This is a genomic window from Ruminococcus sp. AF17-1AC (genome assembly GCF_003461385.1).
GTDB classification, from domain to species: domain Bacteria; phylum Bacillota; class Clostridia; order Oscillospirales; family Ruminococcaceae; genus Hominimerdicola; species Hominimerdicola aceti.
Genome location: NZ_QTWZ01000014.1, coordinates 47,706 through 74,031, shown reverse-complemented (window position 1 = coordinate 74,031; position 26,326 = coordinate 47,706). Strand labels below are relative to the sequence as shown.

Here is a 26,326-nt window from a genome sequence, read left to right as displayed (position 1 = left end):
CTATCGAATTTCTTAATAATAGTGTCCAATATGATTGACAAACCTACACGTTAGCATACGAAGGAATATTTATGCTTCAAAAAATTTTGCAAAAAAATTTGAAAAAAGGGTTGACAAGACAGATGAACTGTGCTATAATAATTAAGTCGCTGAGAGAGAACGACACAAAACAAATAATTAATGTGGACAGGTGTCCGAGTGGTTTAAGGAGCTGGTCTTGAAAACCAGTGATACGGCAACGTACCGTGGGTTCGAATCCCACCCTGTCCGCCACATTTTTTATATATACAGGTTTGCGGATTTACCCAAGTGGTGAAGGGGCTCCCCTGCTAAGGGAGTAGGTCTGGAAACGGGCGCGAGAGTTCAAATCTCTCAATCCGCGCCAGCAAAAGTTTAAGCTTTTGCTTGTATCCGCTTTACGTTATGTAGAGCGGATTTTTTTATTATATAAATACACAAACGCCGCAGAGATATCTGTCCTCTGCGGCGTTTTTTTATTCTGCAAGCCCTGCGGCACTTTTCATTCTGTCTTTAAAGAAATGATCGAATACTGCCACGCACCTTCCCACAAGGAGCATAGCCGCCACCGTTCCGATACCGATACCTATTATCCGCTTGTCAAACAGCAGACCTATCACGCAGGCAATGGCAACACACGATGCGTCAAGTATATTCTTGCCAAAGCCCATGTTCTTTCCAAAGGCTTTTCCTATAGCCTGAGCAAGGCCGTCGGCTGGGTTCGGCACGAACTTCATGGCTATCATCATTGACATTCCCGCACCCGTGCAGATTATCGCTGCTGCAAGATACAGCGTGTTTTGCCACAAATGTCCGAAATTGAAATCAAGCAGCTTTGAAAACATATTCAGCAGCAGGCTGAACACAATGCTGAATGGTATTTGCAGCCAGTCTATAACAGTTCTGTCGCTGCCTTTTATTATCATTTCTATCACAACGAACAGTGCATATGTAGCAAAAGTCACAAGAGAAAAATTCACGTCCCATATACTCGATATGGCAAATGGCACTGATATAATAGTGGATACGCCTAGCCCTGTTTTGATGTTCATCGTTATCCCTGCGGCAAGTATCACAAGCCCCATGGCATATATAGCCGCCCTTGCGGCATAATTCTTCTTTTCCAAACTAAATTCGCCTCCATACCAATTATACCACCTTCATCACACTTTTTCAAGAGCACAAAAAAGCTGCCGCACCAAAAGGCACAGCAGCTTTTATACTATATAATAGTATCAGAGTTATTGATTATTCCTTTGGACCTGCGGATACAAGAGCCTTACCTGCTGGGTTGCCCTCATACTTAGCAAAGTTCTTAACAAATCTGCTTGCAAGATCCTTAGCCTTTGTCTCCCACTCGGAAGCGTCAGCATATGTGTCACGAGGATCGAGAATTGCAGGATCAACGCCTGGAAGCTCTGTTGGAACTTCAAAGTCAAAGTGTGGTATCTTCTTTGTAGGTGCGTTGAGAATATCGCCGCTAAGAATAGCATCGATAATTCCACGAGTATCCTTGATAGAGATTCTCTTGCCTGTGCCGTTCCAACCTGTGTTTACCAGGTATGCCTTAGCACCGCTCTTCTGCATCTTCTTAACAAGCTCTTCAGCATACTTTGTTGGGTGAAGCTCAAGGAAAGCCTGACCGAAGCAAGCTGAGAATGTTGGTGTAGGCTCAGTGATTCCACGCTCTGTACCTGCAAGCTTTGCAGTAAAGCCAGAGAGGAAGTAATACTGTGTCTGCTCTGGTGTGAGGATAGATACTGGAGGCAGTACGCCAAATGCGTCTGCTGAAAGGAAGATAACGTTCTTTGCAGCAGGTGCAGAAGAAATAGGTCTTACAATGTTCTTGATATGGTCGATAGGATAAGATACACGAGTGTTCTCTGTAACGCTCTTATCAGCAAAGTCGATCTTGCCGTTCTCGTCAAGAGTTACGTTCTCAAGAAGAGCATCTCTTCTGATAGCGTTGTAGATATCAGGCTCAGATTCCTTATCAAGGTTGATTACCTTAGCATAGCAGCCGCCCTCGAAGTTGAATACTCCGTTGTCGTCCCAGCCGTGCTCGTCGTCACCGATAAGAAGTCTCTTAGGGTCTGTAGAAAGTGTTGTCTTACCTGTACCGGACAGACCAAAGAAGATAGCTGTGTTCTCACCGTTCTTGTCTGTGTTAGCTGAGCAGTGCATTGAAGCCATGCCTTTGAGTGGAAGGAAGTAGTTCATCATTGAGAACATACCCTTCTTCATCTCTCCGCCGTACCAAGTGTTGATGATAACCTGCTCACGGCTTGTGATGTTGAACATAACTGCTGTCTCAGAGTTAAGACCAAGCTCCTTATAGTTCTCTACCTTAGCCTTTGAAGCGTTGTATACAACGAAGTCAGGCTCAAAGTTCTCAAGCTCCTCAGCAGTTGGCTTGATGAACATATTTGTTACAAAGTGAGCCTGCCAAGCAACCTCAACGATGAAACGGATAGCCATTCTTGTATCCTTGTTAGCGCCGCAGAATGCGTCAACTACGAAAAGTCTCTTATTTGAAAGTTCCTTGATAGCGAGTTCCTTAACAGACTTCCAAGCCTCCTGTGAAGCTGGGTGGTTGTCGTTCTTGTACTCGTCAGAAGTCCACCAAACAGTGTCCTTAGAATTTTCGTCCATAACGATGAACTTATCTTTAGGTGAACGGCCTGTATAAACGCCTGTCATAACGTTTACTGCGCCAAGCTCACTTTCCTGACCCTTTTCATAGCCTTCGAGTGTTGGCTTTGTTTCTTCCTCGAACAGCTGCTCGTAAGAAGGGTTGTAAACAACTTCTGTAGTTCCGGTGATACCGTACTTGCTCAAATCGATCTTTGACATGTTGCAATAACTCCTTTTCAAAAAAATATCGTTAATAGGCGCTATAATGAAACAGCACACGCTGACGCATTCATTTTCTTTCCTTATTATAAAGCATAAGCTATACAGAAATTCATCTGACAATTGAAAACACACTGCCAGCATTTCATGCTGTGCTCCTATTACAGCAATATAATTATACCACATATTTTTCTGAATTGCAAGGGTAAACGCAGATTTTGTGAGCTGATTTTTTACATTTCGTTTAAATCTATAACGATTTTTTATGAATAAATGTAATTTCGTGGTATAAAATAGATAATAAAAGATATTGACTATTGTCAAGGGTTAGCTCAGGCTTATGCAGACCGTTTTGCATTATCGATATAAAATAATTGCATTTTATGTTTTTTTGCAAAAAAACGCCCTGAATTATGCAGGCAGCCGCCGCTTTCCTGCAAACAGAGAAAGGCAGTCCTCAAGGAACTGCCTTTCTCCGAAATATCAACATAAGGGGAGATCTAATTTACTTTTTCTTCTTAGCCATGACCACAGCCGCACCGCTCAGAAGAGCAAGGGCGAATGCTCCGCCTGCAACGCCTGTTGATGGGTTTGTGTTTGAAGCGTTTGAAGCTGCCTTTGAGCTGCTGTCTGACTTGCTGTCAGCCGCCTTGCTGTCGGCAGAAGAGCTGTCAACAGCAGAACTGCTTGATATATCAGAAGAATTATCAGAGCTGTTCTCGCTGTCAGGCTGTGAAGAAGCAGGCGCTTTCTTTACAAGGTTTGCCACAGCATCGTTTATAGCCTTTGCCATAGCGTCCACATCAGCCTGCTCTGTGATGTTCTTTGTTCTGTCGATAGCGGCAAGAGCCTTTTCGACTGCTGAGAAGTCCTCATAATCGTCTTTGTTGAGAGCCTTTGCGGCTTTCTCTGCCTTGTCAAGCTCTGTGTAGTCTGCTGACTTGTAAACAAGTGCTGCAACGGCATCGTTTATGTCTTTCGTCATTTTGTCAACATCTGACTGCTGTGTAAGGTTTTTAGTTCTGTCGATAGCTTCAAGTGCCTTTTCTACGGCTGTAAAGTCCACATAGTTGTCCTTATTAAGAGCCTTTGCAGTTTCTTCTGCCTTGTCAAGCTCTGTATAATCTGCCTTTGCATACTCAAATACAGCCGAACTGTCTCTATGAACTGCGAATGGTTTTTCACATTCATCAGTATGGAATGTACCGCCCTTTATCTCGCACTTTTCGCAATCGTTAAGGAAAATTCCTATGTCACCACCGAGTGTGATATCTCCGCCGGAAATTACCGCATTCTTAGTATTGCCTGAACCAACATAGATATCTGCAAGTTTACCATTGATATCTAACTTTCCGTTCTCTATGATCAAGCCTGTCTTAGGCTCAGGAGCGCCTATGCCAACAACAAACAGACCTATTCTTCCAGCCTTAACATTGACCTCTCCGCCGTATATCTCGATAGAACCGTTAGCATACAGACCATCGTTCCAACCATCTTCAGGGTCTGCCATAGTTGTATCAATATTCACAGCCGCTTCCATTACTTTTATGGTATACAAAGTAATGGCTGCACCGCCCTGAATATCAACTGTACCTGACTCAAAGGTGATATTTGGCTGATCCATTGAAGGAAGATTGCCTGTTTCAACAAGGCTAAGCTTACTTTCTTTAGCTTCGCCTTTTAAAGTCAAACCAGTATCTTTTGAGGCTTTATCATTCCTGCCAATAATAGTTGTTGATGATTCAAGCTTGTTCTCACCCTTGAAAAGTATCGTTGTAGACTTTAAGCCGTCAACTTTTATACTCGACTTATTTCCTGTAGAAAAATCTACATTGTCAAGAGTAAGCGTCAGAGTATCAGCGTCCCAGTTCCAGCCCTCGTCTTCATTTTTCTGATCGTTCTGAAATTCTGACGTTGTAAGGTCAAGAGTTGTAGTTCTCTGCTGATTTGCCGCAAAAGCATTTATTGCAGGCAAAGATGCCATACATATGACCGTTGCGAGCATTGTGCTAAAAATTCTTGTCTTTTTCATATTTTATCCTCCCGAAATATACTATTTCATATCATATTTGCATTGCGTTATAAAACCGCCCTGCTTATAATTATGATAGCAGAACAGTAATAATTTTTCAACTATTTTGACACAAACGGTCAAAAACCTGCACAAGTGGTATTCATTTAGACAAATAATGTATGAAAGTCCCACTTAATTGCTTTATATATCCATTTAATGGATATATTACTTTTTCTTCTTAGCCATGACCACAGCCGCACCACTCAGAAGTGCAAGAGCGAATGCTCCGCCTGCAACGCCGGTCGATGGGTTTGTGTTTGAAGCGTTTGAAGCTGCCTTTGAGCTGCTGTCTGACTTGCTGTCAGAAGATGAGCTGTCAGAAGCGGAACTGCTCGTATCTGACGAAGCATCAGAACTGCTTACGCTGTCAGGCTGTGAAGAAGCAGGTGTTTTCTTTACAAGGTTTGCCACAGCGTCATTTATAGCCTTTACCATAGCGTCCACATCAGCCTGCTCTGTGATGTTCTTTGTTCTGTCGATAGCGGCAAGAGCCTTTTCGACTGCTGAGAAGTCCTCATAATCGTCCTTGTTGAGAGCCTTTGCGGCTTCCTCTGCCTTGTCAAGCTCTGTATAGTCTGCTGACTTGTAAACAAGTGCCTCAACAGCGTCGTTTATATCATTTGTCATTTTGTCAACATCTGACTGCTGTGCAAGATCTCTATACCCTCTTAAAGCCTCAACTGCACTGTACAAGTTTGCAACGCTTTCATCTGTGTAGATAGAAAGGTCGGCAGGAATATTACCCAGCACTTCATAAACATTGCTGTAGTCAGCAGGCTCAGCACCGCAGGCAGGAGTATCGTTCTCAAGCTTTGTCCAGGCTTCACCGCCAAGCTTATCAACAAACTCGTCTTTTTTCATATCATCTATGGCGTACGGCAATGCACTTTCAGCAGCATCTGCTGTATTTTCTGCATTATAGTAACAATTTTCAAACTTGCTTCTCTCCATGGTGCTCTGCATTGCAAAAGCATAAGCGGAAGAAGAAATATCAGATACAAGACCTGTTGCATAGCAATTCTTTACAGTGCCATAATAGTTATTGCTTGCAGCGTCAGTACCCATGAATGACGCACCAACAAAACAGTTGCTTACATCGCCCTTTGCATAGCAGTTGCTAATGTTAAGACCTGAGATGTTTCCAACAAAGCCGCCTGCATATTCTGCACCTGTTATATTGCCTGTGGCATAGCAATTTTCTATCAAAGTTTCATCAATTGTCACTCCATTACCTATTCCAACGAAGCCACCTACTGCGATACCACGACCATTTCCTGTTACCTCAACAGAAACGTCTGCACCGCAATATTTAGCAGATGAGCCTTTTGCGAGCGTACCAACAAAGCCACCAACATTGCCCTTTTTTGTTGATTCCTCTATCTTTCCGGAAACACGGCTGTGGCTTACTGTTGTATCGCCGTCCTGAACGCCTACTAATCCGCCTATGCTGTTAAGAGCAACATAGCTGCCGTCAGAGCCTGCTTTCATGTCAAGACCGATAACAGTACAATTTACTATATCGCCCATAGAATAACCTACAAGCGCACCTCCCATGCGGAAGCCATATCCACTGCTGTGATTTCCGCCAACATAGTTTATAGAAACATTTTCAAGAACTACGTCCTCGATAGTACCGCTGGTCGCACCGAACAAGCCGCATACATCGCCACTGTATGGCGATGTTTCTGTTCCAATGGTAAGATTTTTGATAGTATAACCATTTCCGTCAAAGTTGCCAGAGAAAACAAAATATTCATGACCACCCATAATAAGATCCGCCACAGTTTCTCCTACTGGAGTCCACTCTTTTCCACCGAGGTCGATATCCTCTGTAAGCTCAAAGTATGTGTCTGCATATTTTTCACCATATTCCTCTGCGTTCACTCTTTTCGCAAAATACGCAAGCTGTGAGCCGGTAGCTATTTGATAAGGGTCATCTTTTGTGCCTTTTCCTCCTGCAAAAGACTCCGCTACAGAGCCGTCCCAGACCTCTGTACCGTCAGCAAAAACAGAAACAGGCACTAAGCTTGCCGCAAGACCCATCGTCACCAAAAGGCTTAAAATCTTCTTTTTCATTCTAATTCCTCCATTATATTTTCGGGGTTGATATTTCTTTTTTACTCAGAACATAATTTTTCACGATTATTTTAACACAACCCACACACTTGTCAACAAGTTTGACACAAGCCGTCAAAAATCCGCACAAGCGGTATCCATTTAAACAAATAATGTATGAAAGTCCCACTTAATTGCTTTATATATCCATTTAATAGATATATTACTTTTTCTTCTTAGCCATGACCACAGCCGCACCGCTCAGAAGTGCAAGAGCGAATGCTCCGCCTGCAACACCGGTCGATGGGTTTGTGTTTGAAGCGTTTGAAGCTGCCTTTGAGCTGCTGTCTGACTTGCTGTCAGAAGATGAGCTGTCGGAAGCGGAACTGCTCGTATCTGACGAAGCATCGGAACTGCTTACGCTGTCAGGCTGTGAAGAAGCAGGTGCTTTCTTTACAAGGTTTGCCACAGCGTCGTTTATAGCCTTCGCCATAGCGTCCACCTCAGCCTGCTCTGTGATGTTCTTTGTTCTGTCAATAGCGGCAAGAGCCTTTTCGACTTCTGAGAAATCCTCATAATCGTCCTTGTTGAGAGCCTTTGCGGCCTTTTCTGCCTTGTCAAGCTCTGTATAGTCTGCTGACTTGTATGCAAGTTCAAAAGCCTGTGTATGTGTTGCGATATCTGCTGAAATAGTTATTTCCTTGCTGAGAAGCTCGCAATCGTCAGCAGTTACCTCTACTGTGTAAGTACCTGCTGTAAGCATTGCAGTGCTGCCTGTTATCTCTTTTCCGTCTACCTTTATTACAACATTTTTCAGGTCAGCAGGTGTTACTTCAAAATCAACTGCATATTCCTTAGTTGGCAGGACAGGCGTTTTTCCCTCAACATACTGATACTTTGCACCGTCAGCTGTCAGCTCGTCATAAAATTCTTTTGTTGTCATATAGTCATATGCTTTAGCCTTGCCTGCTTCTTTATTTGAACCGCAAGCTTCAACATCTTCTGTTTCTGTGAAATAGTTGTTTTTAAAGTCAGGTGTAGACGAGGAATCTTTTCCCACTATTCCGCCGAAACGTGTATATGGCTTTCTGGCTGAATACTGTGAAAGGTCAATTTCTCCTGCAAAATAGCAATCACTTACAGAACCGCCGGCTACTGAACCAACGATACCGCCTACATCTGTGGTTCCGTTGCCAACCGGCGTGAGTTTTCCTGTAACATAGCTGTTTATGACCTTGGAATCGCCATACAAACATCCTACGATACCGCCGGCGTCTGGTGCAGCATATACCATATCGCCTGTGCTTGAACAATAGCGGACTTCCGTTCCATTCTGTGCATATCCAACTATACCGCCCACATAAAGACTTCCGCTGTCGCCTGAGATAGTTATGTCTGCTGTGTTCTCACAATACTCAAAAGTTGTGGCGTCTGCCTGACCTACCATGCCCATTAAGCCATAAACATATTTGCCGTTATTGTTGAACGATACGTTTGACACACAATCAGAAATAGTACAATCACCTGCAAATCCTGCAATAGTGCCATAAAAAGTATAGTCGTTATCAGTATTTGTCACATCAATACTTCCCTCTATAGTCAGACCTGATACCTCCGCTTCCTCGATATCGCCAAAGAAACCGACCAACACGTCTTTACCATAAATAGACGTAAAATCAATGTTTGAAATAGTATGACCATTTCCGTAAAATTTACCGCTGAAACAATGTTCAATATAGCCGTTTTTACCGATAACGTTTCCGATAGGCGTCCATACAACTCCCGTCAAATCAAGGTCATTTTCAAGAACAACAACTGCGTCCTTATTCTTGTCATAATCTCCGTTGTTTACCGCTTTTGAAAACGCCAACAGGTCGTCAACAGTTTTTATTACCGTCTTATTGTCGTCTGCAAATGCCGTTGTCGGCACAAACAAAAGACAGCCCGTCACCAAAAGACTTAAAATTTTCTTTTTCATTCTAATTCCTCCATAATATTTTTTGTTGCTGATATTTCTTTTTTACTCAGAACATAATTTTACATGATTATTTTAACACAGACTACACACTTTGTCAATAAATTTAGCACAAACGGTCAAAAATCTGCACAAGCGGTAACAAAATAAATGAATAATGCTTGAATTTTGCTTTGATATGTGTTATTATATATTAAGAAATCATGTATAAGAAAGGATTTTTACAGTATGAGAGTGGCATTGGTAGACGATAATAAAAACGACCTTGCACTTCTTCATGAATATATTTCCGAACAAACCGCTCACAGCTGTCAGATAGATACGTTTTCAAGCGGAGAAAGCTTTTTGTCATGTTGGCAGATGGGAGCTTATGATCTGGTGGTGCTTGATATATTCATGGGGAAAATGACAGGGATAGAGGTCGCAGAAAAGCTTCGTGAAACAGACAAAAGCGTCCATATCGCATTCGGCACTTCAAGCAACGAGTTTGCAAGCGAAAGCTACGACCTCAACGCCTGCTACTATCTTTGCAAGCCCTTTCAGGCTGACAAAGTAAAAGCCATGCTTGACAGGATCGGTTCTGATGAAATTGATCGTATGCGTTCCGTTAAGCTTCCCGACGGTCAGAACGTGATACTCAGAAATGTTATCTACATAGACTGTGCGTCACATATCGTGACTATCCATTGCACAGACGGTGAAAGCATAGTTTCAAGAAATTCTTTCGCTGAGATCGAGAGCATTTTTTGCAGTCATTCATACTTTTACACCTCCACCAAAGGCGTCATCGTGAATTTCTATGAGATAGCCCAGCAAAAAAGCGACCTTTTCATAATGAGCGACGGCACACATATCCCCATAAGTCGCCGAAAATCCAGAGAAACATTAGACGCCTTCGCTCAGTTTCGCTTCAGTGATCTGCGAAAAGGCGGTGAGCAGTAATGCCTCCTTTATACCGCCTTGTGGAAGTGGGCATATATTCCCTTCTGAATTTTCTGCCACTTATGGTGCTTGCCCTTTATCCCTTCCGGCATAGGCTTCGCTTTTCCAAAACAGCTACTGTGGGACTTGTTGTGGCTCTTTCACTGGTGCAGATCTTTTTAGGCTGGCAGGCGGCATTTTTCAGCACAAATGCAGGTCTGCTAAGTGCAGTCAGCACCCTGCTCTATGCGGCTTTTTACTTTTTCGCTGTGAAGGTCAAGGTCGGCAAAACAGGCTTCACACTGCTTCTGCTTTCAAATAACGCAAGCTTTATCGTCATTACCTCAAAATGTCTGGAGGGCATTCTGTTCCCGTCACTTGCCTATGAATCATACCGCTGGTCGTTTTCCCTTTGTATGCTTATGACAGAAGCCGTGGTATGGGGGCCTCTTTTTATCTACATGAAAAAGGTCTACACACCTGCGGTGGAAAGAGAGCCGTCAGGTCTGGAGTGGCGCTATCTTTGGCTTATCCCATTTACGTTCTATATAATATGGTATTATACTCTCTACGGCAACTCTGCGAAAAGCAGCTTAGAGCTTGCTCTGGAGCCAAAGAACACCATAGCCCTGTTCTTTATAAACGCAGGAGCATTTCTGGTGTATTACATCGTGGCACGGTTGGTCATCGAACAACAGAAAAATTTGCGGCTTCAGGAAAATAACCACCTGCTTGAAATGCAGAACCTGCAATATGACTATTTGCAGGATAAGATAAAAGAAACAAGACGCTATAAGCATGATGTCAGACATCATATCGCTCTTATGCAGGAGCTTCTGAAAAAGGGCGAATATGATAAGCTTTCGGAATATCTCAACGCTTTCAGGGATTCTATGCCCGATATATCAGAACACATTTACTGCAAAAACACATCTGTAAGCGCACTTCTTGCATATTTTGCTCAAATAGCGGAAAGCAGCGGCATTGAATACAAGGTGAGCGCTGACATACCAGATGATATAAAAATAGACATAACCGACCTCTCTGTGCTTTTCGGAAATCTTATCGAAAACGCCATCCACGGCTGCGTGTCTGACAGTGCAAAGAATAAAAAAATAATAATAAGAGCAAAGGCTGACAGCTATTCCCTTTGCCTGGCGGTGGACAACACCTTCACCGGAACTATCCTCACCGACCCAGAAGGCGGTTTCCTTTCCTCAAAACGCAAAGGCAAAGGGATCGGCACAGAGTCTGTCAAGAACATTGCCGCCAAATACAATGGCGTAGCTAAATTTGAATACGGTGACGGAATGTTTTACGCTTCCGTAATGCTGAACATATGAAAAAAGCGGAAAGCTCGCAAAGAGCCTCCGCTTTTTCTGTTTTATCGTCCTCCAAGCTTTGCATTTTCAAATGTTGCCACAACAAATAATTCACATACCATTAATAAAATGTTCCTTGCATCTTTTGTGCAAAATGCTATAATCTAATTGAAAATACGGAGAGAATTCCGTATAAAGTTAATAAATCAAACAAATCGGAGGTAATTTATTATGATGGGAAGACTCAGAGCAATGCGTGAGCCGCTCAAATATGTTCAGGGCAGAGATGCTACACTTAAGTTTCATGAAGAAATGGGCTATATGGGCAAAAGGTGGCTGTTTGTATGTTCAAACAGTGGCTACAAAGCCTGTCATGACAAGATAGAGAAAAGCTTTGGCGAGCTTGACGATTACAGACGCTATGAAGTATTTGGTGGTATATCAAGCAAGGGCGAGATAGCCAAAATGGAAGAGATAGTAAAGGCTGACAACATCGACACAGTAGTTGCAGTTGGCGGCGGAAGCGCAGTTGATACTGCAAAAGCTACAGCATACTACACAGGCAAGCACATTGTTATCGTGCCTACAGTTGCGGCAACAGATGCGCCATGCACAGGTCTGTCAGTAATATACAATGATGACCACAGCTTTGACAAATATCTTTTCTATCCTACCAATCCAGACGCAGTAATGGTAGACACAACAGTTATTGCAAACGCACCTGTAAAGTTCCTTATTGCAGGCATGGGCGATGCACTTGGTACATATTTTGAGGGCAGAGCTTCCATAAGAACAGAGTCCGCAAGCCTTGAAGGCACAGGCATCACAAGAGCAGGACAGGCACTTGCAAGACTTTGCTATGACACTCTCCGCACATACGGCAAGCAGGCAGTTGAGGCTTGCAAGGTACACGCAGTTACACCTGCCCTTGAAGCTATCTGCGAGGCTAACGTATATCTTTCAGGTGTTGGTGCAGACAACGTAAACTGTGCGGCTGCACACTCGTTCTACAATGGCGTAACATCATTGGGAATCAAGCACGCAGACCACGGCTGCTGTGTAGCCCTTGGTACACTGGTTCAGCTTGTACTTGAGGGTGCGCCAAAGGAAGAGTTTGAAGAGGTACAGAACTTCTGCCTTGAAGTAGGACTTCCTGTCACACTCGAGGAGATCGGTGTAACTACACCTGAGCAGGTAGAAACTATCGCAAAGAACGCTTGTATCCCAGGCGAAACTATCCACAATCTTGCAGGCGACGTACAGCCTATCGAGCTTTATGACGCTATCATGCAGGCAGACGCAATGGGCAAGATAGCGCTGGGAAAATAAATAATAGTGTATATTTAAAATAATATTGCCACCCACAGCTGATTTGGCTGTGGGTGGTTTTCTGTGTTAAAACAAAAAACAGAGAAACCCGATCAATGGGTTTCTCTGCCTCTTTTAGCTGTATTAAATCATAATATCTTAGTAAAGTATATCTTCCTGCGAAGCTCAGTTGTCTGCAACGTCCATAAGCTCAACAGCAATATCGTCAGACCCGGTATCATCTGCATCAGCCTGAATATCGTCCGGTTTATCGTCCTCTATGACAGCTCCCGTAAAATCAATACAAACATTCTCACTTTTGCCAAAACGAGCCATTGTCAGCAGATCGGTGACAGTCGAGCGTGTGACATGAGCGCCTGTGAAATCCATCACCACATTTGCAGAATTATCCTCGCTGTTTTTGCTGTTGATCTCCTCACGAAGCCGGTCAAAATTCGTATCTTCAAGGTCTGCATAAGCTGAAAACTCTTTTGGCGCATAAAGCGTTGCAACAGCGTGCATAGCAATGAATACAAACCTGAAATCCTCGCAATCAAAGGAGCTGAAAGGTATCTCAAAAAGCCTCAGCATACCCTCGTCGGTCTTTTTGCATAAAACAGGCTTATATCTGTTCTGAGCCAAATCGTAGGTGTATCTGTCTTCGTAAGCTTCATCGGTTAAGCTGCCGTCTGGCATAGGCACGATCTCAAAACGAGAAGTTTCATTGCACGTATTGCAATAGCCTCCGACTATCACAAATCTGAAAACATAGTCGGTATTTTTCTCAAGCTTTTTGTCACAGCATATCTGCGTCCAATCCCAATTCCAGTTTCCAATAGAATAGGCAATAACGTTTTCGCCGTCCTTATCGGTCACAAAATATTTAGCTATGACATTGTTTTCGCAGGACTTATCTGCCTTAAAATCTCTAGGATCAAAATCAATTACTTTACTCATATTATTTACCTCCGTAACATCCACGGTCGGCTTATGAGTATCCAACATTCTTATAGTACATTTTTCACAGTCGCTTGCATACTCTGCCCGACCGTTCTTAACAAGCCCCTTAGCCCTTTTGGGATAGGTAGCTCCGATTCGTTTTCCGTTTATGTCTGTAACAATAACGTTTTTTTCTATGGGTATCTCCCCCTTGCACAGCTATATTAAATTAGCACCTGTATTACACAGGCTTGCGTTTAGCTCCGACGCTGTTATTTTCTATGGGTGTCGTCCCCGGTCTTTGCTTAGGATAAGTTTAACAGACGTCCGGTCTTTTGTCAAGACTATATGCACCTTTTCGACATTACATACAATTGCGATCTTGTGGGCTTAGCACATATGCACAAGGGACATGAGTACATAAAATGCCAGTCACGACGAGTGATTTCAAAATTTATCATAACGCAATTCTATCTCACCGGGAACAAAAAAATCCGTCCTACCCAAAGTAAGACGGAAATTGGGTGCAGGGTCGAAACTTTCGGAAAAAGACCAACGATTGGTGCTTGAAGTTTCTGAAAGACTAGGAAAAGAATAATTTTTGAGGCCTCGAACTGCAATATCAAAGTAAAAATAAAACAGCGTACCGCAGTCCCCTGCGATACGCTGTTCTCATATAAAATTACTTCTTAGTAGTAACACTCTTTGAAGCCGACCAAGCACCATAATACTTCGTACCCTTTACAGTTGTGTACGAACGAACACGAACATAGTATTTCTTTTTGCCTGAAAGCTTTGAAACAGTGGTCTTGTCGGTCTTGTTGTTTGTTATGGTAACTTTCTTTGCACTTGTGAACTTTGAGTTGGTAGCATACTGAATTTCATATCCGGTAGCCGAGCCTTTCTGTGCCCAATCCACAAAGAATGCCTTGCTCTTTGCCGTGAGCTTCTGTATCTCCTGCTTGGCAGGATTTATCTTGAACGTCTTTGTGATAGTGCCTGTGTAAGAGCCTTTTCCTGCGATTTTTACTGTGGCAGTGCCTATTTTTTTGCTGCTTGAGTACGAAACTGTGTAGTCAGTGCCTTTTTTCAGCGTTTTGCCATTGTATTTAACAGTAATGCTCTGAGTTATGTTCTTGCCCGTGAAAGCCTTTGTGGAAATGCCCGAAACTGTGGCTTTCTTGAAGTTGTTTTTGATACTGTAGGTCTTAGAAACTGAGCCAGTGTAATTGCCCTTGCCTGTGATAGTGACCTTTGCTGTTCCGACCTTGATGTTGTTTGAATAGGAAACTGTGTAATCTGTACCATTCTTCAAAGTTTTGCCGTTTAGCTTGACCGTTACACCAGGCTTCTTTGCCTTGCCGTCATATGCGTAGGTCGAAGTGGAAAGTGTCACGCTTGCCTTTGAAATGCTAATTCTTGAAAGTGCAGGAATTTCAGCCGTTTCAAGGACTTTTTTGCAGATCGTACATTCTCTGTGCTTTGAGCCTTTAACTCCGATAGAAGCCGCTTTGTCGACTATCCAACCGCTTGACTTGTGACCTGTGGCATTTATCACTGTCTGAACCTTGATAACAGTATTGCAAACTGAGCAATGTGAGCCGTCTGTTTTGCCTGCGGTGGTGCAAGTAGCAGGGTAGCCCTTGTCGGTAACTGCGGTGTGACCCTTTGCAGGAAGCTTTTCTGTAACTGTCGCATTGCACTTTGTGCAAGTCTTTATAGCAGCACCCTCTGATGTGCAGGTCGGCTGTTTTGTTACAACAGAATTTCCGAAGCTGTGACCTGTTGCTTTTGTTGTGTTGTCCTTGTATGAAGTACCGCAAACAGAACACTTGTGGAGAGTGTAGCCGTCAGTAGTGCAAGTAGGTGCAACAACTGTGGTTGTGTAGCTGTGGGAAAGCTTTGCAATTGTTTCTGTTACTGTTGCTCCGCACTGTGTACAAGTTTTTGTTTTTGTACCCTCTGATGTGCAGGTCGGCTGTTTTGTGACAACAGCGCTGCCGTATGTGTGGCTCGTGCATCCGCAGGTGAATTTGTATGTCTTTGCTACAGACGGATTGTATGTAGGATAAATTTTTACAGTGAGTGAACCGCCGTTTTTGAATGTGATACGTCTGATATCATTAGCATAGTTTTCAAGCTTATTTACACTTACCATACTGCGATCAGAAAATTCAACTGTGTAGTCTGTATCGTCATAAAGCCAGAAATCAATGCTGTCGCCCACACTGAACTGAGTTTTGCTCAATACGCTTGAAAAGGTCGTATTCGAAAGGTCTGTGCGCCAATAAACAGTGGTAGAGGTCGGAACTGTGAACTTATTCACATAACCGCAAGATTTGCAGGTCTGTGTTACAGTGCCATCAGTTTTTGATGCGTACTTTGTTTCGTAGTCATGACCTGTTTTGACGTCAACCGTCTTTATATCGTCAAGATTTGAAAGGTTCAGGGAGTTGAAGGTCACGTTATTTTTATCGTAAACATACCAAACTGCTCTGCCGTTTTTGATAACAGGCTGGCAATCTGAAAGGCTTCCCTCAAAGGTGTGTATACTACCGTTTACTGTGCCGTCAGCGTTTAGCTTCACACAGCTTACCTTTGTATCTCTGGCCCACAACAGCAAAAAGCTGTTATCATTTATCTTCACAAGCTGTGGAGCAGAAGCTGAGTCTGTACCCTCTGCATAAGAAGTTATCTTATTGAGCTTGTTTATGGAAAGGTCCTTTGAAACAGCGGAAACATAGACGTTTCGTGTTTTTGACGTATTGATATAATCAAGGTCAACTGTACTCTGTGCCACTATATAGCTTGATGATGACACATCAAAGCCGCCTATAGCCGCACCTGTATAGTTATAGTGACCGGCGGTATATTCAGGGTATGTTACAACGTCGATATTGCTGACCTGTTCAAAATAGCTTGGGAAGAATTTGCCTGTAGTAAAATCAGAATTATACTTCACCAGAACGGCAGAACGTGGATGAGCGTCACCATGGTCGAGGGCGACTATATGGTTGCCGTCGGTTTTTATAAACTGATTGAAGGAGTGGCTAACATAGCCATAATCAACGTTCATGATGCCGGTATACGAATCAGTGATAGTCATTGAAGGCATATCCACTTCAATGGTAACATTAGCCTGATGATTATTTCCGTCGCTTGACTTATACATCTCGTGGCAAGTTCTGACAAGCAGGTGGTCACCGCTGTGGGTCATTCTTGCCGAGCCTGCATCGAATGGAACTGTAGTGTTAGCTCCATACAGACCGCAGGACTTTATTTTGTTCCAATTCTTATCATACTTCGTTATACGGAAAACCTCGAGGGAGTCGTTTTGTTTCGGATTTTCCTGACCGCTAAGGACATAATAATTATTGCCGGAGTCATAGAAAGCACCAAAGATCGGCAGTTCATTGTCGATAAGCTTAGTGCTGAGCGGTTCAAAATCAGAGCTGTAATATTCCACAAGGAGTTTGCCCTCGATAGCGCCTGACTGGACACGCATATAATTGCCGTTGTCGCACACTGTCAGGTAAGATTTCACTGTGTCAGACCATTGCACATAGTCCTGAGCATTCACATTAGAGCCTGAATACGCAACACATTGCGCCGCGGCAAAGGCACTGAACGATCCAGCAGACACAGCAGTAGAAACAGCCATTGCGCCAGACAGGACAATGCTCAACATTCTTTTCTTCATATTCATCGATTTCATCACCTCATACAAAAACTTTTAAACGAGAACGCCTTTATATATATAATATCACAACGCAAGGCGTATGTCAATGAAAATAAGTTACAATGAGAATGATTTCAATAAATTCGTCATACGCCAAAGGTCAATGCAGTAAAAAAAGCAAAGAGGATACAAAACAGAAAAAAACGCCTTGACAAGGTTTGATGGGTGTGATATAATATTACAGTGGTATTTCGAGGTGTGGCTCAGTTTGGTAGAGCGCTGCGTTCGGGACGCAGAGGCCGTGGGTTCAAGTCCCGTCACCTCGACCAGTAAAAAGGGTTATGCTTTGAGGAACCGAAAAGCGTAACCCTTTTTATTTTGGTCGAAACGCAGGCTTGAACCCACTGGTCAACGTTCTGTCACCTCGACCAGTCACTCGCCGTGACGGGCATTGTCCGTCATGGCTTTTTTATTATCAGAACTTAACGCCACAGGGGGAGTTTTGGTATTACCTAAACAAGTAGGGTTATGCTTTGAGGAACCGAAAAGCGTAACTCTTTTTTTGTATGCTCCACATAGCAAAAGTGCCTTATGACTAGCATTAAGGCACTTTACCGATTCAATCTTTCCCCAACCTCTCCGAAATCTCCAGCACAAGCTTCTGATCCTTCTCAGAAAGCCTCGACACGCTGTCCACGATCTTCTGTGTGAGAGCTGGGTTTTTGCTGCCATCGTCGAAAAACTGCTTCGGAGTGACTTCAAGATACTCGCAAATGGCAAGAAATTCACCAAGGGACGGCATTGTCCGACCCGATGATATGCTTTGGATATACCCTTTACTGTGTCCGAGTGCAAGGCTCATCTTGTATTCGGACACATTTTTTTGCAATCTAAGCTGCGTAATTCTGTTGCTGATATCCTTTTCTGTCATTTTATTACTCCCTTCGTCGATTTGTATCACTATACCTATTATAATATATATAATGTGACGATATTACCGCTTATACTAGTATTATTTCTTGACATATACCGCTATAAAGGGTTATAATGTAAAAGTAAACTAATTTTAAACGGACATACCTTTGTCTGGCAATTATGCTATACTGAAAGCAAGATAAAACGACAAAATACGATGATTTGCCGCACCGATAATTTGACATTTTTGGTTAAAATAAAAAAATATTATTCGAAAACGTTATACTAAGCAGCCAGCTTAACAAATTCAAAATCAAATGTGGTATAATTGTAAGAAAGAGGGGTAATAAAATGGAAAATGAGCGTTTAGACAGAGTACTTGAAATATTTTATCGGCTTTTGCACGGCGAGGTCGTGCCTAATCGGCTTATTGCGGAGGAGTATAGGATATCATCAAAGAGTGTCAGTCGTGACGTTGCAAGGATAAACGATTTTCTTGCGGAACACAGGGAGCTTATGCAAAATGCCGAGGTCACATATTCGCACAAGGACAGGGCTTACATACTTAAAAGCGACGAGTTTCTGAAAAATCAGGAACTTTTTGCCTTGGTAAAAGTGATACTCGGGGCACGTTGTTTCAGCAAAGAAGATATGCTATTCATTGTATCTAAGCTGAGAAAGTTTACCACTGCCAATGACCGAAAGCTTCTTGATGAGGTGATCCTCAGGGAGATATATCATTATCACGAGGTACGCTCTGATTGCAACAGCGTGATAAACAATCTTTGGCGTCTTGTGCAGTGCATTGATGGTAAGAAGGTCATTTCGGTAACATATCTGAAAATGGACAGGAGCGAAGTTGTTAGGAAGCTGAAGCCTGCGGCGATAATGTTCAGCGAATATTATTTTTATCTTATCGCATATGCGGCAGATGATACCCAGTACAAGGCGAGGTATTTCCGCATTGACAGGATAAAAAATATTGTTGAGCACAGGGAAAATTTCCAGCTTGATCGTGAGCACAGCTTTGACGAGGGCGACCTGCGTGAGAAAAATCAGTTTATGTTTCCAGGGGACAACGTGCGGATAACCTTTGAGTTTTCGGGGTTGTCTTTGCAGGCAGTTCTTGACAGGTTGCCCACCGCAAAAATCATTGAGCAGAACGGCACAAAGAGTGTTATAACTGCCGAGGTCAACTACGGCAGGGGGATAATAATGTACCTGCTCTCCCAAGGCTCGTGGGTAAAAGTCCTTGAGCCAAAACCGCTGGTGGAGGATATGCTGGCAGAGATCAAAATTATGAGAAACTATTATTAGGAGGATCTTATTATGTTTTTAAGTATGTTGAATTCCAAGCAGAAGGATATGTTCAGAGAGCTGTGCGTATATCTTATAAACGTCGATAATGACGTTGATGAAAGAGAAGTGACTATGTTGCAGGCATATTGCGATGAAATGGGTATTCCCTTTTCGGAAAAGGTCGCATATAACAATATGGACGATCTTATGAAAGATATCTGTGAAATCAGCTCTGAATCAGAAAAAAGAATGATTGCTTTTGAGTTGATAGGTATCGTATATGCTGATCAACTCATCAAAGATGAAGAATATGATTGTATCAGTACGTTCTCAGAAATATCAGGCATTCCTGCAACAGTAATGAAGCGTTTTGAAAAGTCCGTAAAAGATATCTATACTATCAACAGCGAACTCATTAATATTATAAACAATGTTTAAATGTGATAAATGCGGCTTATGTTGCCGCCACCTACCTAATTCAGATTTGTTTAAGGATATGCGCTTAAAATCAGGAATCTGCAAATATCTTGGTCAAGATAATCTATGTACAATATACTCACAACGACCAATATTTTGTCGAGTAGATGATGCATATGATTTGATTTTCAAAAACAATATTAGAAAAGATGATTATTATAAGCTTAATTACGAAGCTTGTAGGAAATTGAAGGAGGAGTTATAATGCCAATACCATTTATTGTTGCCGGTTTAATAGGAGGAGTAGTCGGAGCTGTAAATATTGCCGCACGATCAGTAAATAATGATGCCGTAGATGAACTTAATGCTGTTAATAGGCAAATTGAACAATTAGCGAAAGAAACACAGGGACAATATCAGGCTGCGGCAAATATTTTAAATGATAAGATAGAAAAACTAAATGATTTGAAAACAACTGTGCAACAAGAGACCATAAAGGATTACAGCGATCTTTTCAACAATATATCTAATCTCACATATGAGAAATTTAAAGCTATATCTTCAAAGCATGGCGGTTATAACTTTTTGGAGATTGAAAAGGCTGCACAAAACTTCCGAAAGGAAGAGACTAGTGGTGTATCAATAGCTAAAAATATCGCAGAATTTTCATTGCTTTCACCTATCGGTGGTGGATTATTTGTCGTTGGCAAAATAATCAAATACAACAAGATATGCAATGAAACAAGTTTAGCTAAGGCACAACTTGAAAAGCAAAAGACAAACTGTGAAAAGGTACAAATAAAAATAGCACTTTTGAATGACACTTCTCAGAAGTGCGATGAAATAAAAGCGATCATATGGAAGCTTAATGGTATGCTTGTAAACCTTACAAGCAGCATAAATCAAATTATAAGAAAATATGGCAACAACTATGACGATTGGGACGAAGATAGCCAAGAATTGCTTATGACGAGCGTTAACGTTGCATATGGTTTGAACCGAATGATAGTAACGCCGATAGTCAAAGAGGACGGAGATATAAACGAAGAACTTGTGAAGGTCGTTAAAGAAGTTCCTAAAATAACAGGTTTGCAGGAAGATGAAGGACAAAGAGAACGGCTAAAGCCTACTGAAATATTCCATAAATACAACGATCTACGATTTTATATTGTTTCACAAACAACAGAAGAGATCGACGGTAAATACGAAACAGTTGATAATTACAGCTTTGGTAATCCATACAAAGAAGTAGCAGAAAGATTAATATGTAGCTGTGAAAAGGCATATGTTTCTGCTTTGGACAAGTATGAGTTCAATTATGATATCAAAGCCGAGATAGCAAAAGAAGTATACTTAGAGTTATCCCAAAAGCTTACTAACATAGAATTAGTTGCATTCTGCAAAAAATACAACAACGGTTTATCGTTTAGTATAACTATGGGCAGAGTAAATATCGGCAAAATACCTGAACACGCATTTAAGGAAGTAGCACATAGTGCAGTTTCAAGCGCTTTGAAAAATGTCAATAAGGCTCATAAAGGAGAACTCTTTGATCAAAGTGCAGAAGAAAAATATGAGAGATTTATTGAAATATTTGCTGTTAATAACAAACTCTCAGCATATATCACATCCAGTGAAACTGATTACAAAAATGGCAAACTTATTACTGTACATAATTATAGTTTTGGCAATGAATATAAGGAACTTGCTGAAAAAATAACAGACAAATGCCAAGAAGTATTTGCGAACGCAGCTATTAAATATGATCTTTCTGAAACCACTGCTACAAATTCAGCAGTTACTATACATAACTCACTTACAGAAGTGTTTAGTAACTTAAATGAATTAAAAGAGATGACTGATGATGACATAGCTGAACTTGCAAAAGGTACAGTAAATGACAGTATTCCATATTACATAAAGCACAAAAAGAAAGAATAAAGAAACGTAAAATAATTATTGAGAAGGCGGCGATATATAATGACCAACGAGGAAATTGTTGCTGATAAAATCAAAGAATATGAGGTCTTTAAAAAGGAAGCAGAAGAAAGAGAAAGCAAGTCTCTTGAAACTATTGAGGCAGGTTTACCAAGTGCCACAATGGATGCTGTCAATATGCACGCAAAGATAAATAATGAGCATATAAAACTATATAAAAGCCTTGATCCAGATCATATTCAAGGTTCTGACAAACAAAAGCATGGAGGTGCTGCAGAAAGAAAAGAAGTTCATGACAGAAATGTTGAAAAAATAAAAAACGGTAAAGAGCCGAATGCAAAACTTTCTGAAAGCGGCATAGACCAATCAGCTGATTTTTATGACGGAAAAGTAGGCTACCAATCTAAATTTTGTGAATTGCCACAAAAGACTTTTAAAGCATTGATGGATAAGGATACTTATGATGGCGTAAAAAAAATCGTACCGAAAGATCAGGTCAAGGACGTTCGTAAATTGGCAAAAGATGCTGCAAGAGATTATAAAGCAAAAGCCGAACAATGTAAGGCAAATGGAGATATGGACGGCTACCAGGAAAATATGAAACTTTCAAAAAGAGCCGAAAATATTGCCAAAACTACTGTAGCGTCAGATTTGACTTACGAGGATTCCAAAAAACTCATTGCAAATAAAAAGAAGGATCTGATACTAAATACTGCCAAAGATTGTCATAGTGCCGGTATGGATTCTATGAAAACTGCTGGCAAAGTAGCCGTTGTATTCAATGGTGCAAAAAACATTGTTGAGGCGTTGAAGGGTAATGAAGAATGGGAAGAAGCCATTAAGAATACCGTAGTTGATACAGCAAAAGCATCAGCATCAGCTTATGCTATAGGCTTTACTGCCACAGCAGTGTCCACAGGAGCAGGAGCATTGGCTTCTGCTGTATCAAACAACACAGTTGCATCGGCACTTGAATCTTTTAGTAAAGGTGCAGCTCCTGCAATCGCAGTGGTAGGAACTGTTGAGCTTACAAAGTCAATTTATCGTTATGCAAAAGGGGATATTGACGGAGCAGGATTAGTTAAAGAATTAGGAGAAAAAACAGCAGGATTAACAGCTTCTGTAATAGTTGGTAATGTGGTTGGTGCAGCAACCGCTTCAATACCAGTAGTTGGTCCATTTATTGCACCTCTTGCTTCAATGATAGCATATACCATAAGTACCTCAATTTACAATAGTGTAATAGAAACCATAAAGATCTTAAGAAGCACCGAGGAAATCCAGCGCCTGTTTCAGTTCTATAAAGACGCTTACGAAAATTTATGTGAACAAAGAAAACAACTTATGTCCTATTTGGATCAACAAACTCAGTTAAGAAAAAACATAGTTATGTCAGCATTCACTGAAATGGAAACGAGTATATTTAATAATGACCTTTCTAAGTTTAATCAAAATTTGGGCAGAGTATTAGATATTTATGCAGATGGCTTGCTTTTTCAATCAAAATCTGATTTTGATAAAACGATACGAAATAGGATACCGATAAAAATATGACTCTCTCCACTTTGTGAACCCATAAAACAGCACAATATAAATAATTTCAAAATGTTGAGCTGAACATTGCTCAAAACTCAGGTATTCTCATGGCAGCAAACCAGTTAAATGCAGTTATGAGAATATCAGTTCTATGTTTGCCAGAAATAACTGCATTCTTTATGCCGTATCAGAGAAAAATATCATAAGCATAAAAGACGGCAAAGCCGGCAAATACACAGGCACTAACGCTTTGTTTTATCAAGACAGCGGTATGCGTCCTCAGATATTTCCCGATCTTTCATCGCAAGCAAGGGAGATGCACAATATGATAAGACAAGTGTTTAATATAAAAGATGAGAGTCTATTTACTGAGATTTATTGCTCAGTTGCTCTGTTTTTATATTCCTGATATCAATACGCCAATACTGCTGCTAAGTGGTTCTCACAGCACCTCAAAGACGACTACGGCAAGAAAGATCAAGTCCTTAGTTGACCCTGCTGTTGTTGACGTAATTTCTGTGCCATCCAAAGAAGATGATTTTGCGGCTGCACTTTCAAATAATTATCTTGTTGTATTCGATAATTCTGACAAGATAAACCGCAAAGCAAGCGACCTTCTCGCTATTGCCTGCACAGGAGGTTATACAAGCAAGAGAATGCTGTATAGTGATAATAATCTTGTGTCTATATCTCTAAAGGCAAAAATGATCATTACTGGTATTGGTGATATCGTGTCAAAGCCTGATCTTGCAGAGCGTTGCAATCCTATATATCTTGTCACTATAAGTGACAGAAAAACAGAAGCTATGATATGGCAAGAATTTAACAATATCAAGCCAAAGCTGTTAGGAAGCATATTCAACACGATAAAAACGGGATTGCTTTATCTTAATGAATTTTCGCACATTGAAAACGCACCAAGAATGGCTGACTTTGTTCAATATGGAGCTGCTTTCACTAAGGCTATGGGGCTTGATCCACAGGCATTCATTACCGAATACTCTAATGGCAATGCAGAGATCGTCCAAGGATGTAACTCATCGGACACTTTGTTTGCCCTGTTACTAAGATTTCTTGGAAACAGAAATGGCAGTTGGAGAGGAACGGCAAGAAATTTGCTTTATGACCTTGAGCAATATGCAAAGAGTGCAGGTATTGCTTTTGATCTTCCGCTTTCAGAATCAAGTCTATCAAGAAAACTAAATTCAGAAAGAAATGCCCTCAATAGCTTGGGAATATTGTTTGAAAAGCACAAGGGTAGTAAAAGAGAAATAATTCTCTCAATGGCGGACAGCAGACCTACGCCTATTCCAAAAAGGATAAAGGTTGAGGGCAGCGACTTGCCGTTTGACGAACAATTTGAACTTGACACGAAGGAGTTTTGACTATGGAAGTATATACAGTAAAAGAAGTTGCAGCCATTTTAAAAGTTGAGTACCACACCGTTCTCAAACTAATAAACAATGGCTTTTTGCCCAGCATAAGAGTTAATAGGACTCACCGTATCTCAGAGAAAGCGTTGCAGGATTTTATTTCTGCGGCGGACAATGGGGAATCGGTAATCTATGAAGTAAAATAACAACCGAAATAGAACTACAGCCTGCAATAATGTTGTGGGTTGTAGTTCTCATACTTATATATGAGAAAAATATTATGGCTAGTTTGATAACAATAGGAATCGGAGTAAGCAAAAAATACAAGCTGACGTGGGATGTAAACACAACGGACGGCACAAGAAAAAGAAAGTCAAAGACTTTTCCTGCTGGTACTTTGCTGAGTACAGTAAAACAATTTAAGCTAAAAGTTGAGCAGGAGTATGCACTTGGAGAGTTGCAGATCGTTGAAAATACAAGGACAGTAGAACTTTTGAAAAAGGCAAGGGAGAACCATGAAAAACGTAAATCTGAAAATCCAGATTGGACTGATTCGGGACACGTTCTGTATCAAGAAGATAGCGGACTTGCTATGCTGCCAAAAGTCATTGGCAGGAGATACAAGAAATTTATGCAGAGTACAGATATTCCATACCGCAATCTGCACGTTTTAAGGCACACGTTTGCAAGTTTACTTGCGAAAAATGGTGCGTCACCGAAAGACTTACAAAGCCTTTTAGGACATTCAGATTCTTATACTTCAATCCAAATTTACACACATTCATACAAGGACGTTCAGCGTAAAAACACAATGCTTTTAGACCAAGAAATCCTTGAAAAAGGCAGTGAGGTTGGATAAGCGTTTTTGTGCTAAAATAAGGGTTATACTTCGTGTGCGACACCAACTTGTCGCTTGAAAGAAAATCAGATATATCAAGGTGGCATATGGTGTGAAGAAGTTGTATGCAGACGATACAGTAATCAATGATTATGAAATTAAAAGTTTCATATTTTCATATATTCAAGTCCCGTCACCTCGACCAGTAAAAAGGGTTATGCTTTGAGGAACCGAAAAGCGTAACTCTTTTTATTTTGGTCGAAACGCAGGCTTGAACCCACTGTTCAACGTCCCGTCACCTCGACCAGTCACTCGCCGTGACGGGCATTGTCCGTCATGGCTTTTTTTATTATCAGAATTTAACGCCGCAGGGGGAGTTTTTGTATTACCTAAACAAGTAGGGTTATGCTTTGAGAAATCGAAAAGCGTAACTCTTTTTTTGTATGCTCCACATAGCAAAAGTGCCTTATGACTAGCATTAAGGCACTTTATCGATTCAATCTTTCCCAAACCTCTCCGAAATCTCCAGGACAAGCTTCTGATCCTTCTCAGAAAGCCTCGATACGCTGTCCACGATCTTCTGCGTTAGTGCTGGATTTTTGCTGCCATCGTCGAAAAACTGCTGATGATAAAGATATAGAGCAGATATAACGAACCATGCTTGAACGTGTCGAAAGTATCGAGCCTAGAATAAGAGATTATGCAGAAGAATGGCATATCAACATATTCAGACAAAAAGATCTCCGTTGGAGATATAAGAAAAACTCAGCTTATCACTACATATGGTGTTGGCGCTATAGTTGACTTTAAGAACGATACTGTTGTTATCGCTTATACAGACGATTGGGACTATTCCCCTAATGGCG

At 41.4% G+C, this 26,326-nt stretch carries 20 protein-coding genes and 3 tRNA genes; 15 read left to right on the top strand and 8 right to left on the bottom strand.

What is annotated here, in order from left to right; genetic code table 11:
• The first annotated feature begins 184 nt into the window (after positions 1-184).
• Together DWW81_RS09855 and DWW81_RS09850 are read left to right on the top strand one after the other, a co-directional pair.
• A tRNA-Ser gene (locus DWW81_RS09855) sits at positions 185-273 on the top strand.
• 22 nt (positions 274-295) lie between these two features.
• Positions 296-385, top strand: a tRNA-Ser gene (locus DWW81_RS09850).
• Positions 386-494: 109 nt separating this feature from the next.
• Here the strand turns inward: DWW81_RS09850 and DWW81_RS09845 are convergent.
• From DWW81_RS09845 to DWW81_RS09825, 5 genes are all read right to left on the bottom strand, one after another.
• Entirely contained in the window at positions 495-1,145 is a 651-nt protein-coding gene (locus tag DWW81_RS09845) for a DUF6198 family protein (protein WP_041337490.1), read from the bottom strand.
• A gap of 121 nt (positions 1,146-1,266) precedes the next feature.
• Entirely contained in the window at positions 1,267-2,871 is a 1,605-nt protein-coding gene (gene pckA / locus DWW81_RS09840; RefSeq protein WP_117897516.1) for a phosphoenolpyruvate carboxykinase (ATP), read from the bottom strand.
• 505 nt (positions 2,872-3,376) lie between these two features.
• On the bottom strand, positions 3,377-4,903 hold the full coding sequence (locus tag DWW81_RS09835; RefSeq protein WP_117897517.1) for an NPXTG-anchored protein: 1,527 nt from the start codon (positions 4,901-4,903) through the stop codon (positions 3,377-3,379).
• A 207-nt stretch (positions 4,904-5,110) separates the two neighbouring features.
• Positions 5,111-7,021 carry a GLUG motif-containing protein gene (locus DWW81_RS09830; RefSeq protein ID WP_117934661.1) on the bottom strand — a complete coding sequence of 637 codons (1,911 nt, stop codon included), beginning with the start codon at positions 7,019-7,021 and terminating at the stop codon, positions 5,111-5,113.
• A gap of 202 nt (positions 7,022-7,223) precedes the next feature.
• On the bottom strand, positions 7,224-8,978 hold the full coding sequence (locus DWW81_RS09825; protein ID WP_117897519.1) for a GLUG motif-containing protein: 1,755 nt from the start codon (positions 8,976-8,978) through the stop codon (positions 7,224-7,226).
• Between the two features lie 225 nt (positions 8,979-9,203).
• Between DWW81_RS09825 and DWW81_RS09820 the strand changes: the two genes are divergently transcribed.
• From DWW81_RS09820 to DWW81_RS09810, 3 genes are all read left to right on the top strand, one after another.
• Positions 9,204-9,917, top strand: coding sequence for a LytTR family DNA-binding domain-containing protein (locus tag DWW81_RS09820; protein WP_117897520.1), 714 nt, complete (start codon positions 9,204-9,206; stop codon positions 9,915-9,917).
• The gene (locus DWW81_RS09815) at positions 9,917-11,239 is read left to right on the top strand and encodes a GHKL domain-containing protein (RefSeq protein ID WP_117897521.1); all 1,323 of its coding nucleotides are present in this window, start codon (positions 9,917-9,919) and stop codon (positions 11,237-11,239) included. Before DWW81_RS09820 ends, DWW81_RS09815 begins: the two co-directional genes overlap by 1 nt.
• Positions 11,240-11,449: 210 nt before the next feature.
• A complete protein-coding gene (locus DWW81_RS09810) occupies positions 11,450-12,547 on the top strand; it encodes a glycerol dehydrogenase (RefSeq protein WP_337669979.1) in 1,098 nt (365 codons plus the stop codon).
• Between the two features lie 165 nt (positions 12,548-12,712).
• Here DWW81_RS09810 and DWW81_RS09805 read toward each other — a convergent pair whose 3' ends face one another.
• Both DWW81_RS09805 and DWW81_RS09800 read right to left on the bottom strand, forming a co-directional pair.
• A complete protein-coding gene (locus DWW81_RS09805; protein ID WP_117897522.1) occupies positions 12,713-13,483 on the bottom strand; it encodes a hypothetical protein in 771 nt (256 codons plus the stop codon).
• Positions 13,484-14,147: 664 nt separating this feature from the next.
• On the bottom strand, positions 14,148-17,171 hold the full coding sequence (locus tag DWW81_RS09800; RefSeq protein ID WP_117897523.1) for a fibronectin type III domain-containing protein: 3,024 nt from the start codon (positions 17,169-17,171) through the stop codon (positions 14,148-14,150).
• A 225-nt stretch (positions 17,172-17,396) separates the two neighbouring features.
• Between DWW81_RS09800 and DWW81_RS09795 the strand changes: the two genes are divergently transcribed.
• A tRNA-Pro gene (locus tag DWW81_RS09795) sits at positions 17,397-17,473 on the top strand.
• A 290-nt stretch (positions 17,474-17,763) separates the two neighbouring features.
• On the opposite strand, the gene DWW81_RS09790 is transcribed toward DWW81_RS09795, so the two are convergent.
• Entirely contained in the window at positions 17,764-18,075 is a 312-nt protein-coding gene (locus DWW81_RS09790; protein WP_117897524.1) for a helix-turn-helix transcriptional regulator, read from the bottom strand.
• Between the two features lie 335 nt (positions 18,076-18,410).
• On the opposite strand from DWW81_RS09790, the gene DWW81_RS09785 reads away from it, so the two are divergent.
• The 9 genes from DWW81_RS09785 to DWW81_RS13400 all read left to right on the top strand — a co-directional run bounded on the left by DWW81_RS09785 (position 18,411) and on the right by DWW81_RS13400 (position 26,264).
• Positions 18,411-19,376: a WYL domain-containing protein gene (locus DWW81_RS09785; RefSeq protein ID WP_117897525.1), complete on the top strand. Its 966-nt coding sequence runs from the start codon at positions 18,411-18,413 to the stop codon at positions 19,374-19,376.
• A gap of 12 nt (positions 19,377-19,388) precedes the next feature.
• The gene (locus tag DWW81_RS09780) at positions 19,389-19,796 is read left to right on the top strand and encodes a hypothetical protein (protein WP_117897526.1); all 408 of its coding nucleotides are present in this window, start codon (positions 19,389-19,391) and stop codon (positions 19,794-19,796) included.
• Positions 19,789-20,040 (top strand): YkgJ family cysteine cluster protein, encoded by a 252-nt coding sequence (locus DWW81_RS13765; RefSeq protein WP_117897527.1) that lies wholly within the window; start codon positions 19,789-19,791, stop codon positions 20,038-20,040. The genes DWW81_RS09780 and DWW81_RS13765 overlap by 8 nt, the downstream gene beginning before the upstream one ends.
• Positions 20,040-21,716 carry a hypothetical protein gene (locus tag DWW81_RS09770; RefSeq protein WP_117897528.1) on the top strand — a complete coding sequence of 559 codons (1,677 nt, stop codon included), beginning with the start codon at positions 20,040-20,042 and terminating at the stop codon, positions 21,714-21,716. The genes DWW81_RS13765 and DWW81_RS09770 overlap by 1 nt, the downstream gene beginning before the upstream one ends.
• A 39-nt stretch (positions 21,717-21,755) precedes the next feature.
• Positions 21,756-23,267: a hypothetical protein gene (locus DWW81_RS09765; RefSeq protein ID WP_117897529.1), complete on the top strand. Its 1,512-nt coding sequence runs from the start codon at positions 21,756-21,758 to the stop codon at positions 23,265-23,267.
• Positions 23,268-23,602: 335 nt separating this feature from the next.
• On the top strand, positions 23,603-24,634 hold the full coding sequence (locus tag DWW81_RS09755) for a hypothetical protein (RefSeq protein ID WP_147338982.1): 1,032 nt from the start codon (positions 23,603-23,605) through the stop codon (positions 24,632-24,634).
• A 2-nt stretch (positions 24,635-24,636) separates the two neighbouring features.
• A complete protein-coding gene (locus DWW81_RS09750) occupies positions 24,637-24,828 on the top strand; it encodes a helix-turn-helix domain-containing protein (RefSeq protein ID WP_117897532.1) in 192 nt (63 codons plus the stop codon).
• A 74-nt stretch (positions 24,829-24,902) separates the two neighbouring features.
• Positions 24,903-25,481, top strand: coding sequence for a site-specific integrase (locus tag DWW81_RS09745; RefSeq protein ID WP_181982717.1), 579 nt, complete (start codon positions 24,903-24,905; stop codon positions 25,479-25,481).
• Positions 25,482-26,117: 636 nt separating this feature from the next.
• Entirely contained in the window at positions 26,118-26,264 is a 147-nt protein-coding gene (locus DWW81_RS13400; RefSeq protein WP_181982953.1) for a hypothetical protein, read from the top strand.
• The last annotated feature ends 62 nt before the right edge of the window (positions 26,265-26,326 follow it).

What these genes read in the sequence shown, in the direction of transcription:
- pckA (WP_117897516.1), bottom strand. Translation starts at nt 2,871, where the DNA reads ATGTCAAAGATCGATTTGAGCAAGTACGGTATCACCGGAACTACAGAA.
- DWW81_RS09750 (WP_117897532.1), top strand. Translation starts at nt 24,637, where the DNA reads ATGGAAGTATATACAGTAAAAGAAGTTGCAGCCATTTTAAAAGTTGAG.
- DWW81_RS09785 (WP_117897525.1), top strand. Translation starts at nt 18,411, where the DNA reads ATGGAAAATGAGCGTTTAGACAGAGTACTTGAAATATTTTATCGGCTT.
- DWW81_RS09800 (WP_117897523.1), bottom strand. Translation starts at nt 17,171, where the DNA reads ATGAATATGAAGAAAAGAATGTTGAGCATTGTCCTGTCTGGCGCAATG.
- DWW81_RS09755 (WP_147338982.1), top strand. Translation starts at nt 23,603, where the DNA reads ATGAGAGTCTATTTACTGAGATTTATTGCTCAGTTGCTCTGTTTTTAT.
- DWW81_RS09745 (WP_181982717.1), top strand. Translation starts at nt 24,903, where the DNA reads ATGGCTAGTTTGATAACAATAGGAATCGGAGTAAGCAAAAAATACAAG.
- DWW81_RS09765 (WP_117897529.1), top strand. Translation starts at nt 21,756, where the DNA reads ATGACCAACGAGGAAATTGTTGCTGATAAAATCAAAGAATATGAGGTC.
- DWW81_RS09825 (WP_117897519.1), bottom strand. Translation starts at nt 8,978, where the DNA reads ATGAAAAAGAAAATTTTAAGTCTTTTGGTGACGGGCTGTCTTTTGTTT.
- DWW81_RS13765 (WP_117897527.1), top strand. Translation starts at nt 19,789, where the DNA reads ATGTTTAAATGTGATAAATGCGGCTTATGTTGCCGCCACCTACCTAAT.
- DWW81_RS13400 (WP_181982953.1), top strand. Translation starts at nt 26,118, where the DNA reads ATGCTTGAACGTGTCGAAAGTATCGAGCCTAGAATAAGAGATTATGCA.
- DWW81_RS09780 (WP_117897526.1), top strand. Translation starts at nt 19,389, where the DNA reads ATGTTTTTAAGTATGTTGAATTCCAAGCAGAAGGATATGTTCAGAGAG.
- DWW81_RS09790 (WP_117897524.1), bottom strand. Translation starts at nt 18,075, where the DNA reads ATGACAGAAAAGGATATCAGCAACAGAATTACGCAGCTTAGATTGCAA.
- DWW81_RS09830 (WP_117934661.1), bottom strand. Translation starts at nt 7,021, where the DNA reads ATGAAAAAGAAGATTTTAAGCCTTTTGGTGACGATGGGTCTTGCGGCA.
- DWW81_RS09815 (WP_117897521.1), top strand. Translation starts at nt 9,917, where the DNA reads ATGCCTCCTTTATACCGCCTTGTGGAAGTGGGCATATATTCCCTTCTG.
- DWW81_RS09770 (WP_117897528.1), top strand. Translation starts at nt 20,040, where the DNA reads ATGCCAATACCATTTATTGTTGCCGGTTTAATAGGAGGAGTAGTCGGA.
- DWW81_RS09835 (WP_117897517.1), bottom strand. Translation starts at nt 4,903, where the DNA reads ATGAAAAAGACAAGAATTTTTAGCACAATGCTCGCAACGGTCATATGT.
- DWW81_RS09805 (WP_117897522.1), bottom strand. Translation starts at nt 13,483, where the DNA reads ATGAGTAAAGTAATTGATTTTGATCCTAGAGATTTTAAGGCAGATAAG.
- DWW81_RS09810 (WP_337669979.1), top strand. Translation starts at nt 11,450, where the DNA reads ATGATGGGAAGACTCAGAGCAATGCGTGAGCCGCTCAAATATGTTCAG.
- DWW81_RS09820 (WP_117897520.1), top strand. Translation starts at nt 9,204, where the DNA reads ATGAGAGTGGCATTGGTAGACGATAATAAAAACGACCTTGCACTTCTT.